At 35.8% G+C, this 13,506-nt stretch carries 12 protein-coding genes; all 12 read right to left on the reverse strand.

The annotated features are described in order from the left end of the window. Positions 1-170: 170 nt before the first annotated feature. Entirely contained in the window at positions 171-2,108 is a 1,938-nt protein-coding gene (locus ACI48Q_RS19795; protein ID WP_474920845.1) for a DNA polymerase, read from the reverse strand. Between the two features lie 13 nt (positions 2,109-2,121). Next, the gene (locus ACI48Q_RS19800) at positions 2,122-2,664 is read right to left on the reverse strand and encodes a DUF2815 family protein (RefSeq protein ID WP_474920846.1); all 543 of its coding nucleotides are present in this window, start codon (positions 2,662-2,664) and stop codon (positions 2,122-2,124) included. A gap of 89 nt (positions 2,665-2,753) precedes the next feature. Further along, entirely contained in the window at positions 2,754-3,062 is a 309-nt protein-coding gene (locus ACI48Q_RS19805; protein ID WP_474920847.1) for an rRNA biogenesis protein rrp5, read from the reverse strand. 35 nt (positions 3,063-3,097) lie between these two features. Further along, entirely contained in the window at positions 3,098-3,244 is a 147-nt protein-coding gene (locus tag ACI48Q_RS19810; protein ID WP_474920848.1) for a hypothetical protein, read from the reverse strand. Positions 3,245-3,792: 548 nt separating this feature from the next. Further along, on the reverse strand, positions 3,793-4,650 hold the full coding sequence (locus ACI48Q_RS19815) for an AraC family transcriptional regulator (RefSeq protein ID WP_474920849.1): 858 nt from the start codon (positions 4,648-4,650) through the stop codon (positions 3,793-3,795). A gap of 163 nt (positions 4,651-4,813) precedes the next feature. Further along, a complete protein-coding gene (locus ACI48Q_RS19820; protein WP_474920850.1) occupies positions 4,814-5,206 on the reverse strand; it encodes an RNA polymerase sigma factor in 393 nt (130 codons plus the stop codon). Between the two features lie 635 nt (positions 5,207-5,841). Beyond that, positions 5,842-6,027, reverse strand: a complete 186-nt coding sequence (locus ACI48Q_RS19825) for a hypothetical protein (protein ID WP_474920851.1) — start codon at positions 6,025-6,027, stop codon at positions 5,842-5,844. A 192-nt stretch (positions 6,028-6,219) separates the two neighbouring features. Then, positions 6,220-7,419 carry a helix-turn-helix domain-containing protein gene (locus ACI48Q_RS19830; RefSeq protein ID WP_474920852.1) on the reverse strand — a complete coding sequence of 400 codons (1,200 nt, stop codon included), beginning with the start codon at positions 7,417-7,419 and terminating at the stop codon, positions 6,220-6,222. A 25-nt stretch (positions 7,420-7,444) separates the two neighbouring features. Then, a complete protein-coding gene (locus tag ACI48Q_RS19835) occupies positions 7,445-8,185 on the reverse strand; it encodes a DUF5986 family protein (protein ID WP_474920853.1) in 741 nt (246 codons plus the stop codon). Between the two features lie 902 nt (positions 8,186-9,087). Then, positions 9,088-9,285: a hypothetical protein gene (locus ACI48Q_RS19840; RefSeq protein ID WP_474920854.1), complete on the reverse strand. Its 198-nt coding sequence runs from the start codon at positions 9,283-9,285 to the stop codon at positions 9,088-9,090. 469 nt (positions 9,286-9,754) lie between these two features. Continuing rightward, positions 9,755-11,245 carry a BREX system Lon protease-like protein BrxL gene (gene brxL / locus ACI48Q_RS19845; RefSeq protein WP_474920855.1) on the reverse strand — a complete coding sequence of 497 codons (1,491 nt, stop codon included), beginning with the start codon at positions 11,243-11,245 and terminating at the stop codon, positions 9,755-9,757. A gap of 13 nt (positions 11,246-11,258) precedes the next feature. Further along, positions 11,259-13,505 carry a BREX-4 system phosphatase PglZ gene (gene pglZ, locus ACI48Q_RS19850; protein ID WP_474920856.1) on the reverse strand — a complete coding sequence of 749 codons (2,247 nt, stop codon included), beginning with the start codon at positions 13,503-13,505 and terminating at the stop codon, positions 11,259-11,261. Position 13,506: the final 1 nt, after the last annotated feature.

Below are 13,506 nucleotides of genomic sequence, written 5' to 3' on the forward strand. Positions count from 1 at the left end.
CAACAACTCGCTTCTCTCGGACAAGTTGTATTTCTTAACGCTTTTCACTTTCATATAGCCTAAGTAAATCTAAGCCTCCTGCAAATGGTCTGCTTCGCAATAATATGTAGTTCTAATATCAACAACCATTTAAAATAAAGCCATATTTTTAGTAAAATCCTTCACTGCCATCAATCCTTCCTGTAATATTCACATTGAAATCCATCAGCACGAAGAGTGAGCCCCTGTGCCCACTTTGGGGCAATAGACATGATATCACAGACTTCTTCTAAGGAACCAAAGTTTGCAGGTGCTTCAATAATCACTTCATCATGGACATGCATAACTATGTGATATCCACTATGGGCAACTCTAAGCATAGATTCAGCCAATAGATCCCGAGCAATAGCCTGTACAATATTTTCTACTAGCTTTGGTCCATAGGTTTCTATACGTTCCCATTTCTTCGTAGCCCCAATACCCTCATAGGTTATAGTGTCTCTTCCAAACTTATTAGGGTAAATTCTTGGTTTAATATAGGACAGCTTTCGCCCCGAGGGTAAGATTATAAATAGAATGGCACTTTCATAATGGATTTTTATTTTACCAACTGTTACAGTAGTTCTTTCCTTTACGGCCTTAAGTGCTGCACTATCAATATCCCACCATAGCTTTGTAATATTTGGGTTTGCCTGTCTCCAAGCATCCACAAGACCTTGAAGCTCCTCTTCTTCTACTCCCATATCAAGGGCTCCCATTGCTGTAAGTGCTCCAACTGAACCACCATAACCAAGAGCCAATTCTGAAATTTTCCCCTTTTGTCTAAGAGGTGAAGCTTTTGTAATCTCTTCAATAGGGACTTTAAACATCTGGCTGGCACTGGCTTCATAGATTTTACCGTGAGTCTTAAATACATTAATTCTCCACTTTTCTCCTGCAAGCCATGCAATTACACGGGCCTCAATAGCTGAAAAGTCAGCCACTAAAAATCTATGGTTATCCTTTGGAATAAAAGCAGTCCTAATAAGTTCTGATAACAACTGTGGTACACTTTCAAATAGAAGTTCCAAGGTATTAAAGTCACCATTTTTCAGTAAATTGCGTGCAAGGGTTAAGTCTTTTAAATGATTTTGAGGCAGGTTTTGTACTTGCACCAGCCTGCCTGCCCATCTGCCAGTTCTATTTGCACCATAGAATTGAAGTAGTCCTCTTACTCTTCCATCAGCACAAACTGATCTTTCTATTGCTTCATATTTTTTAATAGAGGTTTTGGCAAGCTGTACTCTTAAATTTAGCAATTTCTCCACCTCACCATGAGATGCTTTGGCAAGATCAGCTACAACTTTTTTAGATAGTGACTCCACCTGAACACCATTTTCAAGGAGCCAACTCTTTAGCTGTGCTACAGAGTTTGGATTATGAAGACCAGTAAGGTTTTGAGCCTTTGAAAGAGTATGTTCTTTATGAAGCTTATAACACTCCATAGCCTTTTCTACCAACTGTAAATCCACAAGAACTCCTCTATCATTGATTTCTTGGTCTAGATTATATATCTGCTCTTCTGTGTCACTTATAGGATACTTTTCAAGCTTTTTACGAATTGCTCTTTCAACTTCAACATCCCTTTTACAGTAAGTTTTAAACTCAGCCCACTTTTCCGCTGAGTTATGTGGCAGATTTCTAAGGCGATATCCATTAGTTTTTGTAGCTTTACAAGGCATAGAAAAATACCTTATTAAATCCTTACCTTCTTTCATTTTCTGCTCATTAAGACCTAAAACCAATGCCACTCCCTCTAAAGACAGCGGTACGGCTAAAGCTGCTGCTTGAACTGCAGTACACTTCCATGACTTTGCTGACAAATGCCTATTTAAATACGTTGATAGACAAATTCTTTCAAACTGTGCATTAAAGGCAGTTTTCATAATACTGTCATCTGTAAATGCTGCTATAATTTCACTAGGTAGTTTCTCCCCACTAGCTAGGTCAATAATTTCTATATCCTCATCATCAAAGGCATAGGCCAATAGTAAAATTTCAAAATTAGGAGAAGCGGTGTAGGCATAAACACCGCATTTTGCTAAGTCCACATCTGAAAAAGTCTCAATATCTATTGCTAAAGTCTGCATACACAAAGGCCTCCTAGCTTAGAAAATCTTCATCATCAAAGGATGAAAACTCATCTTCCGCTCTACTACGTCCACTTAATGGTTCACCATCAGAAAGCTTTTGTAAGTTTCCCAGGCCACAAGCTATCCCTTTATTTTCATTAGAGTTAAATGCATAAAATGTGATGCTGGCTCTTCCATAGCAGCCACTATATACTTCCCCTTGGTCTAATATGGGCTTAACATTTTTATCTACAATCTCAGGTTTGTCCTTGCTACTGGCATTAAGAAAATAGCTGTTGTTATAAGCTTCATCCTCTGGTCTTTCTATATCCCCATCGCGAAGTGGAGTCTTAAGATTTTCAGGTATTTTATCACCAAGCTTTTCTTTACCTTCTTCCTTTGCAGCTTCAATAGCATTCATTATGTCATTAACTGTCTTTGTATCATCCTTTGAGATTATTAGAGAAACACTATATTTTTCCTCTCCTCCATTTATTGATTTAGGCTCCCATACATTTGCATAAGAGAAACGAGCCTTTCCTGTTATCACCTTTGTTTTGTTGTTATTTTCCATAATTATATTCCCTCCTTAAAATCCGTTTCTTCTCTTATATTTGAATTAAAAAACTCATTGCACTGCTGATAATAAAGCATGTGCTCCCATCAAAGTGCCTCTGCTTCCTTTAGAAGTTCCTCATAGCAGGATGGTTTTAAATCCGTAAGTTTTTGCCCGCCGTGCTTTGTTATGAGAGCCTTAACTTCTGGTTGTTTTCCACTTTGAGCTTTTAAAGCTAAAACTGCTCTTACTTTTTCTAAGGTTATAGGTTCTGATTTTGGTGGAGCAGCTTCAGTAGAAGTAACTGGAAGTTCCACTGACTTTTCTCCTTCCATAGCTTGTAGAAAAATCTCAATACTATTTGCAAGGTTCCGTAAATCCTTTACTATTTCAAGAACTAACTTATTTTTATTCATTATGCAATTACCTCCTATTATCTAAAAGTGATCCCCTAAAAGTTTCTTCCCTCCTTTGTATCATTGGATTTTTTCAATAGTTCTGCTATCTTTCCGGTAACATCTTCCTCTTTAGGTTTCTTCTCCTTAAGTATAATGTTTGTTGGACCTTCACTTGTTACAGTGATTTTTATTGTCTGCATAAAATTTGCCTCCTCATGACTTATTTAATTGGGCTATGGCATAATTAAAAATTTAATATCTATGCAAAAGCCTCTTATATATAAGTCATAGGAATTAGCAATCCGAACCCCCTAAATTAAAATATTTTTAACTTTGGCTTTATTTGGTTTTAAAAGGGTTGTTGATTTTAGAACTATATATTATTGCGAAGCAACCCATTTGCAGGAAGCTTAGATTTACTTAGGCTCTATGAAAGTGAAAAGCGTTAAGAAATACAATCTGTTCGAGGGAAGCGAGTTGTTATATTTTAGCTTTTTACTTGAATAGGGCCTTAGTAAATCAAGCTTTCGAAACGGGTTGTGAGTAATAATATATAGTTCGTTATCAACACTGTATTAAAACAAAGCTAATAATTTATAGTAGGTGTTCTTGCCGATTTTCCTGTTTCGTCGCATAAAAACAAGGCCCAAGTGATTGGCTTTTCACTTGCGCCCCTTTGGATGTTTTCCCTATTCTGTTGTGGCTTATCCCCGATTATGTGGTACTACAAAAGTGGTATTTGTAGTTCTTATTTCTGCTGGACAGGAATCCAAATCTCGCTATAATATTTTTCGTCCTGCACACCTTTTGCATACTCGGCAGGATCACTATACATTTCAATATTGTAACCCGCCGCAATCTCATAGTCTTTACAGTTGGGTAACCATTCCGAAAAAATTTTCTTGTGAACATCTGGCAAAGTATGGGAACTTGCACCTGTGCAAGGAAAAACAGCCCAAGTGTGTTTAGGAATAACCCTTGTGATAAAACCCTCGGCAATTTCCTTGATTGGGTTGTAGTTATCCGCAATCAGATATTCAAACTCATTGCCCCCCATATTTTCATCAATGGATACACCGTAAACACTGCAAACAGTATCGCTTTTCCCTGTTTGATAATACTCCTTCCACATTTGCGGAATTTCTGTCGCCGCTTCATCATACTTGAACACCTTTGATACACCGATAACGGTAAACTCGTCTTTTTTTACGATTTTATAATCCATAGTATAACCTCCTTCTAATGTAAGTTTAATTTTTAGCGAAGCAAAAGATTTTATCATTGTTTCGCCTTTTCTTACAGAAGTGGGTGTTGCACCATGAAACCGAGTAAAAGCTTTTGTAAAGCTATCGGGCGAATCGTAGCCGTATTTTAGTGCAATATCAATAATTTTTCTGTCAGTGGAAACAAGCTCGCTGCCGGCAAGTGTAAGCCTACGTTTCTTAATATACTCCCCAATGGTAAAACCGCAAAGCATAGCAAATCCTTTTTGAAAATAGAAGGGTGATACCATTGCCTGTTTTGCAATATCTTCCATTGTGAGTTCTTCGGTGATATTGTCCTCAATATAGCTGATGGCTTTACTAATACATTCAGTCCACTCCATCCTCAACACCTCCTGTCTGTACCTATATCTTACGATTTTTGATGGAGGTTTTCCCGATTTTTAGTGTTTAGTTTTGTCTGTTAGTCCAATGATAGCAATAAACTTCCTGGCAGGCAGATTAATTTCTATTCTAAAACTTCAATTAGATAATTACAACAACCCTTTAAAATAAAGCCTTAAGTTTTTTATAAATCTTATTTAGACGGTTTCTTATAGCCGCCTCGCTAACCCCTTCATCACGAGCAATCTGAGCAATGGACATCCCCTGAAAGAATACCTTTTGCACTAATTCCTTCTGTTGCGGCAATAGCTTGTCCAGCATATTGTGTAAAGTTTCATTAGTTTCTTTTTCTTCAACTAAGGCAATAACGGATGCTCCCTTATCATCAAATTGCAAACCTCGACCTTGCATATGTTCCATAGAATTGTGTCTACGTGTTTCTCTACGGTTACTGTTATAGGTATCTCTTTCAATTTCTATTACTATCTCTTCAATATCATGGGATACCTGAATTTCTATAATTTCTCCTGTTACAAATTCATATTTAATATTCATGTTTACATCTCTCCCTCATTTTTTGAAAATTCCGAATTTTGTTGAGGTAATTTCAGCTAGATAAAATCCTTTAAGCTTTCTCAAAACTCCTGAATATTCAGGTGATAAAACTTTTTAAACTCCTGAAAATTCATTGAAATGACCTAAAAAGGGTAAAAAAAATAGCCGGATGACTGCTTTAATTAGCAATCATCCGGCTATTTGATAGTTCACTGACTCCGTTGCTCGGTATGGATTTTCATCTGCTTATTTAATTAAGTGGCTTTGTTTTAAATGGTTGTTGATATTAGAACTACATATTATTGCTAAGCAGCTTTGCATAAGTTCAACTAGAGATTCCTTTGCTCCGCAGGAATCTAAGTTTACACTTAAACCATTTGCAGGAAGATTAGATTTACTTAGGCTATATGAAAGTGAAAAGCGTTAAGAAATACAACTTGTTCGAGAGAATCGAGTTGTTGTATTTTAGCTTTTTACTTGAATAGAGTCTTTAGTAAATCAAGCTTCCGAAACGGTTTGTGAGTAATAATATGTAGTTCATTATCAACACTATATTAAAACAAAGCCAATTAAGTATAAAAAAAGTGCCGAATAACTGTTTTATTTAACAATTATCCGGCACTGAGGTAGTTCTTTTAGACTCCTTTTGGCTCTGAACAAATTAATGTAGTTTTCCTTGTTTTATTTAAAATAGGCTTGTCTAATCTTACTTGTGCAACTTGTTTACACTGGATGCATTTTATAGCTATTACACCTGTTGCAAATTCCTCGATATCAAATAATCTCCTACCACAAATGGGACATTTAACTTGTTCATTCATTTTTTACCCTCCATTACGAATTATATGGTTGTTTTTTATATATCCACTATCTATTTTTAATTATTCAAGAGTTAAAAAGAGGAAAATGACCCAACCACAGCTTAATGCTTGGTGTGTAGAAACAGGTGATAAATTGGCTATGGTTAGATCAGGAGGACTTAGTTTTATTGATTATGAAGAATGGTTAAAGATTTAAGCATTCTTCCAATTTTTTAATTGTATTATAGGGGACTTAGGAATATCATCTTTTGATAATGTACCAGGTTTTAAACAAAGTAAATTTTCAACTTGTTTAGGATATAGCACAATGCCCCTGTCAGCAAGTTCTGCTGTCATTTGTGATCCAGTTAATATATTATTTTCTATTAACATATCAACAGCAGTTTGTAGAATGTTGTTAACTAATTTATATTCAGTATCAAGGGGTTCATTTTGTCTCCATCCATTTTTAGACACCTGTCTCATCAAATACTGAAATTGGTTGTTTGATATTACTTTTAGTTGATATGCCCTATAAATCATTGCGGATATAGACACATTCCATTTCTTCTTTAAGTGTTTATAATAATCAAGGGTAGTAGGATAATGTAAAATATCCTGTCTAAAACTTTTTTCTGGTAACAAGAATGCCCCTGCAAAGGCATTAGCTTGTCGCTCCCTTGCCCTAAATTCTTCTTTAGTTATTAATTCCAAGTCTTCACTCCAAGGATGTAATAAAATATGCCCTAATTCATGTGCCATATCAAATCTAGCTCTTGCCACTGACTGTCTGCTGTCTGAAATTGCTATCATATAAATTTCACCTTGATTAACAATTGTACGTTGGCTAAAAGCATCTATTTTATCTGCCTCTGCATTAAAACTAGTTACAACCATGCCATTAGATTCCAGGGTATATCTTAAATCTATAATTGGTTCATTTCCCAGCCCCCAATGTTCTCTTATTTGCTTTGCTATGTTTTCAACATGATTTAATTCATCATCTGTTTCATCATTATTAGTAAAATCAGAAGGTGAAAATTCTATGTTGGGAATATTTAATGATGGAAAATCTATATACTCAAATAGCATCAAATAAATTTGCGATATATATTCTAATTTTATTTTCTGTGCTGCTCTATCTTTTTTCGTAGTACTTGCTAAGGCTCTAAAATATGTTGCGTCAGTTTTTACTTCAAAAATGCTTTCTTGGAAGAAAAATTCTCTAGGGAAACCCAAAGCTGCGGATAATCTTGATACGTTATCCCACTCAGGTTTATTATTATTATTTTCATAAAGAGAGAGGGATTGTTTGCTTATCTCTGTTATCTCTGAAAGTTCTGTAAGTGTATATCCTTTAAACATCCTTGCACTTTTCAGACGCTCTCCAATAAATTTTTTTGACTTTATCATTTTAATTATCTCTCGCTTTCATAGATTAACCTTTCTTAGTCACTTCTTTTATCTTTACTAGGCTTTTATTTGTAAATGACAATAAGCCAGCATTTGGTGTGTTTTGTGGTAACTTATCAATTTCTTCTGTTATAGCCATATTAGTAAGCTTACTGTAATCTGATTTAATATATTCATTTAGACTATAGCTATCAACTACATCTAAATCTTTATCAAGTATCCATGCACTAACAGCAGATAACTGCCCTAGTTCTGTATTAAAAGCTATAAGACAATGTTTATAACCATCTGTAGCATTTATACTCTCTCCACATAGATGTTCAAAGTCATGATTTAAAGTGTCCTGAGTAAAAAGGTTAGTGTAAAATCCATCAAGTGTTAATTGCTTGGTTTGAGATTTCAATTCAGCATTTAAAATAGAAACAAAAGTCTGCAAATAATGAGGTGATGTTCTACTCTTGCTCTTAATTCTTTTCAAACCTTTTTCTCTCATTACTGTATATACAATCTTATTCTCATCATCGATGATCATTTTACGCTTCCAACTATACCTATTAAATTCTATTACTCTAAACTCTTTGGGAATGTATCTCACAATATTCCCATTTATCCAATCATAGATACAATGTGGAACCCCATTTGTAGTATCTGGATGAAACTCCTCCACATATCTTTTATAATCATCAGATAGGGCCACGTCTATGCAGTTAACAATATATCTACAAAAATTCTCCGGGATTTTATCGCTGATTGAAAATTCATCCATTACTCTTACCTCACTTTCAAACTTTATAGTATAATTTTTACATAAAATCTTTAATTTGTAAAGTAGCTTTTGTAAAATATTACATTTTTTCTAGTTTGTATTTTGTAAGTGTGAAAAGGAACTATTGGAATGCTAATTAAATATAAGTTTAATTTGGATATATAAAAAAGAAGGACACTTGTAGAGATTTACTCCAAGTGTCCTTGTTTTCAGGTTATAAAAGTTTATTAATACTTATTTTTCAAGAGGAAGGAGATTTCCTTCCGGTAATCGCCTATGTGGGCTGACCCCTTTGCTACTTCAACTTCTCTAAAAATTTACATTCCTTATAGTTAATCTAAAACGATACTTCCCAGATAATACTATATCTATGTTTAGTGAATTTACATTCCTTATAGTTAATCTAAAACTGATGCAGTTAAATCTAGTGGAGTTACTATTGCTATATTTGTAAGCGTAAAAAATTAAGCACCTAGATAACTTACCCTCTCATTGATAAAATTAAGAAAAATAATTATCAATGGGAGGGTAACTATGTCTAGAAGATTAGATAATGCTACTTGGGAAGAGTATATTAATAAATTTGATGCCTGTAATGGTTCAGTAACTTTAAAGGATTTTTGTATAGCTTCCCATGCATGCATATAATTAGTCCCTCTTTACATACAAATATATCATAAAAAGCAGGCAGACGCTTGACTATGTATGCCCTTTTTTCGATAAATACATAAAATGTAAATTTTCAAGTTCGCCGTTATTATCATGGTTTACTGCAGCTTACTGCTAGATTTAGTTTATTAAGGAATTTCTAATTTTTAAATACGGACATTTTTTGACGCTTACATAAAAAAGTTGTCTACCCTGTTAAAGAGCAAACAACTTTTTGTTTTCGTAGTCAGATATTAAATTACTTGAAAATGCTTTAAAGCATCCTTGATTGCATCTACCTTTTCTGGTGTCGGGTGCTTTCTCGGCTGTTTTAATTCCTCTACTGCATTGGGTGCGTCATACATTGGCAATCCAAAATCTCTTTTTACTTCTGCGATATAAGCCGTGTGTACTTTAAAACCGTATTTATTTTCTATATACTCCTGCATCATTTTATAGGTAACTCTTTGGCTATTTCTATATTCTTCTGCCTTTTCAGCGATTTTGCCAACAGGAATTTTCCCATCGCCCTCGCCAACTCCACATTTACGTTGATATGTGTGTCTGCTTTTTTGTGGGAAAGAAGTACAACCGTCCTAACGTGCCTACGATTTTTAAACATATCCCCATAATGGCTTAATATAATACTTAATAATTTTACACCACATCAGATATTATTATTGTGGCAACATTACCAGCATAATTTATAAGTTTTTTCACTAAAACAGAGTACACCCTTGATCTTTGAACTCTTCAATCTTTGCTAATAAAAATTCAGTATCCACTTCCAAATATTTCGCAAGGCAATCAATACAATAAAAATATTTGGAGTTTCTACCGAGCAACTTCTTTGTCAGCCCGATTTCATTTTTACTTAGCGTTTCTTTTCTACAAACATAACAGTTTTTCTTGTCCAAATCATCACACCTCTTGTTCTTCTTGGTCTTGTCGCACACTGAATATAGGAATGTCCTTACCTCTATACTCTTCATCAAGAACACCAAGTTGATATTTTATAGTATCACGCATCTTGCGCGCTCTATCAAGACAGTAACGTTTAAATTCACGAGCGGTAATATCTCCGGGTTCACGTACATTAGGAAACAATAATTTAAGATAGGCAGTTGCAATACGTTTAACAGCTTCCGTATCACGGGTATCTGCTGCTTCTGGAACTTCAATAAGTTCATCGACAATGGCACGGTAGCTCATATCCTCACGCAGTTCGTGTAATATCGAACAAAAATACTCTGAATTTAATGCCCACCCTGCCACTTTTAAATCATCATTCATTCGTGGAATGTTCCAGCCCTTGATAAATCCGTGGAAACGCTCTATTAAGGCTGATTCATGAAATACAGATGGCAACTCTTCAAACATATTGCTATATCCATCTGCATCCATTGTTTCTTTCCTAATGTTACCGCAGAGAATAACCCCTGCATCAGCAGCTCCTTCATAGTTTCCAACTGTAAAAATACCCGATTCAAGGTATCCTTTTAGAGCTGCTCTTATTTCATCTACATCAGTAAATGATATAGTCTGTACTTCATCAAGAGTAATAAAGTCATTCCCTGATACTAACCCAACTGTCCGTTTGTTTTGGTCGTAGAACATTTTTGCACGGCTCATAATACCGCCACTGGAAAGCCAACCATAACGGCTGACACGGCCAAAGAGATATGATTTACCTGTTCCCTTCGGGGCAAGCTCTATGAGATTTAGTCGTTTTTCCACAAAAGGCAGTAAACGGGTTAGCATTGTTAGTTTCTTTTCTTCATCACCAAGGTATCCACTTGCATTGTAGTCTACCGCTCCTAACAAAACATCGATCCACTCGGATGTACTAAACTCCCTACGAGCATCTTTATAATAATCAATATCTATGGTATAGGGACAGAAAGTCTTAAATGCTGTTAGCTTGATTTTACCTCTATTTGCTCCTTTAGCTCTATTTTTTTGAAACTCCATATCGTAATCGTCTGGAGGTCGATAACCTATTTCAACCATTCCCCATGTTTCACGGCCACGCACCAAATCATCTTTACAGTTCTGCCAAACTATATCCTCAATGATTGTGTCTTTGCTCGACAAACCAAAGTCTGGCAACGCAAAGGACACTTCTCCTGTTTTGATATCGATATCTATCGAAACCTTAGCCAGAAACTTTACACGCTCGTGTTCAATTATCACTCGATTTTTAATAGAGGTCCATTCATCCTTTCGAGGCAAGTAAGTACGCACAAAACGCACCAATTCGTCAGAATCGAAATGACCGTTTTCATCCTCGAATTTTTTTAGAAGCCAGTCGCGCATAAAAGAGGGCAGACTAAGCGCAGAAAAGAAATTGCTTTTTTTGAGGTCTTTATAAACAACCATCTCATCAAAACAAATTCTCAGTTTCTCTATCATCAGATTTCACCTCCTAAAATAAGTCAAACAAATTATCAAAATCATCATTAGATTTTCCACTCTTGCCTTGCGCATTAATCAGAACTTGTCCGATTAAATCATCTCCTGCATAAACATCTGCCGGATAGTCTCCAGCACGTTTTGTGTCAGGCAAAGCTACCTTATAATGGTTTTCATCTGTAGGCAATGCGATATAACGCTTGCTATTTAATACAAGTGACACATCACTCAACGGAGTGTTAGTAAACAATGTTATAGACGTCCCGGTGCGAAAATCTACTGTTACGCTATCCTCCACAAGTTTTACTGTTACATTGGATTTTTTCAATGTAAGTTCAATAATCGGAATTATTACTTCCTCAAGAGAAGCACCTCCGTGAACTTCAACATTAGCCGCACGACTCCCTTTGAATCTGCCATAATCAGCAAGAACAAGGTATCCCTTCTCCTGTGCTGCAAACGGCAAATCATATGGTTCAAACAACTTACAGCAGCGACCGGAATGCTCGCCTTTGGTATCTGTATCATATTTTTCTTCTTTGCGGCGAAGAACAGCAAGTCGGGAAGCACCGTGGTCGCTTGCTATCACGAATCTCTTGCAACGGCGTAAAGCCAGTTCTGTGGCAGCTCTATCAATAACCCCAGAGATTATTTCCAATTCCTTAACAAGATGAACAGGCATTTCGTTAATTGTAAAGTTATATCCTCCTGCATCCTTATGTTTCGCTTCATCAAGTGTGTCCAACTTTTCCTTTTTCCCTGTCCACTCATCGAAGAAACTGCGATTTATTGAAGTTATGGTTGGCAAATCAGCACGGGTAATGTTTATGGAAATTGAAAGCCCTCGATTATGTGCTAACTCTGAAATATATGCCAAATATTCAACTCCGAGAGCATCAAGCCAAAATAGAAAGGTTTCATTCTTGTCAAAAGTATTTATAATCTCACTCCGTTGAGGAAGTCGATTATATTTACGAAATATGGCAAGTTCATCTACCTTAGTTAAAAAATCTTCTTCAAGAAAATTAGAAATCTTTTGGCGTTTATAGACTTCAAAATAGTCGGTCAATAAAGCTGATAATTCGCCACAATTGAATATATACTGCTTTTGGTACGCTGCTAACGCAGGATACTTATCAGAAATTTGCGGAATGAATCCATTCTTTGCAACCCATGAAATTATTTCTTCTCGCTCGGTTTTCGTACTGTCTGTGAGCTTATAGATACTTTCAGAAGGATCTTTTCTATTGTTGATGACGAAATCTGCTATATCCGGCTCAGGAAACTTCTCTACAAGGATTTTCCTTTCTGCATAGAATTCCGAAAAACGCTTATCTGTATAAGAAATGTCTATTATTTCATTCAGCACATTTGCTCTAAAATCCTCAAAACGACTTGTTCGCTCTGCTACAAATCGAAGATAACTGTTTTCAAGTGTAGTTGCCTTTTGCTTTATTGCTATGAAGTACAACCAGTTTTTAAAATCATTGCCAGAGATACGAGTATAAAAATTCGTTTCAAGATTTCCACTATAATCATATTTATCGAAAATCTTATCAAGAGAATTGTCCTCCTGATTAAGTTCCGAAAGCAACTCAGACCATTGAGTATCGCTACCACAGGAACGAGACAGTCCAAAGCCGGCAATAGTGAACTTTATACCTTCATAGGCATCATTAATTCTGTGTATTGTAAACAAGGCATTATCAAGCTGCACGGCTGTGTTTACAACAACATTTCCACATACTCCGTCTTCAAGTTTTGAGAGCATAGATTTAAAACCCTGTTCTGCTTGCAGTCCAACAGAAGGTGAAACAAGTGTAAATGACAAATCACAGACCGTATTGTCTATAACACTAAAGCGGCGACTATCAAATCGAGGGTCTGACTGTAAATCAGCAATTTGTGCGGCAAGCCCACGCAACACAAATATAACCTTTACTCCTCCGACATTCATATCTTTCAGATACGATAAAACATTTTCCGCTTCCAAATTCCCTTTAAAAGCCAAATACTCTCCCAGTCCTAATATAAGCAGCTTTTTATCTTTTGCATTAACATCAGCAGTTTTGATATGCTCAAACAACTCGTCGATATCCGGAAACTTGTCATCTTTACAAAATGCACTTACTCTGACAGGAATAAATCCGAGAATAGACAGTTCCTCAATTACAGAAGTAAGCTTTTCGTCGCTTATAAACAAAAAATATGGTGTCTTGACAGACGAAGTTAAGTATCTGCTTACCGCTTCAAGTTGCATA

It is taken from the genome of Clostridium sp. LXY-7, assembly GCF_056172015.1.

Bases quoted from the DNA above. Each gene is read 5' to 3' on its own strand.
- ACI48Q_RS19800 (WP_474920846.1), bottom strand. From the start codon at position 2,664: ATGGAAAATAACAACAAAACAAAGGTGATAACAGGAAAGGCTCGTTTC.
- brxL (WP_474920855.1), bottom strand. From the start codon at position 11,245: ATGATAGAGAAACTGAGAATTTGTTTTGATGAGATGGTTGTTTATAAA.
- ACI48Q_RS19825 (WP_474920851.1), bottom strand. From the start codon at position 6,027: ATGAATGAACAAGTTAAATGTCCCATTTGTGGTAGGAGATTATTTGAT.
- ACI48Q_RS19820 (WP_474920850.1), bottom strand. From the start codon at position 5,206: ATGAATATTAAATATGAATTTGTAACAGGAGAAATTATAGAAATTCAG.
- ACI48Q_RS19840 (WP_474920854.1), bottom strand. From the start codon at position 9,285: ATGATGCAGGAGTATATAGAAAATAAATACGGTTTTAAAGTACACACG.
- ACI48Q_RS19835 (WP_474920853.1), bottom strand. From the start codon at position 8,185: ATGGATGAATTTTCAATCAGCGATAAAATCCCGGAGAATTTTTGTAGA.
- ACI48Q_RS19795 (WP_474920845.1), bottom strand. From the start codon at position 2,108: ATGCAGACTTTAGCAATAGATATTGAGACTTTTTCAGATGTGGACTTA.
- ACI48Q_RS19830 (WP_474920852.1), bottom strand. From the start codon at position 7,419: ATGATAAAGTCAAAAAAATTTATTGGAGAGCGTCTGAAAAGTGCAAGG.
- ACI48Q_RS19805 (WP_474920847.1), bottom strand. From the start codon at position 3,062: ATGAATAAAAATAAGTTAGTTCTTGAAATAGTAAAGGATTTACGGAAC.
- pglZ (WP_474920856.1), bottom strand. From the start codon at position 13,505: ATGCAACTTGAAGCGGTAAGCAGATACTTAACTTCGTCTGTCAAGACA.
- ACI48Q_RS19810 (WP_474920848.1), bottom strand. From the start codon at position 3,244: ATGCAGACAATAAAAATCACTGTAACAAGTGAAGGTCCAACAAACATT.
- ACI48Q_RS19815 (WP_474920849.1), bottom strand. From the start codon at position 4,650: ATGGAGTGGACTGAATGTATTAGTAAAGCCATCAGCTATATTGAGGAC.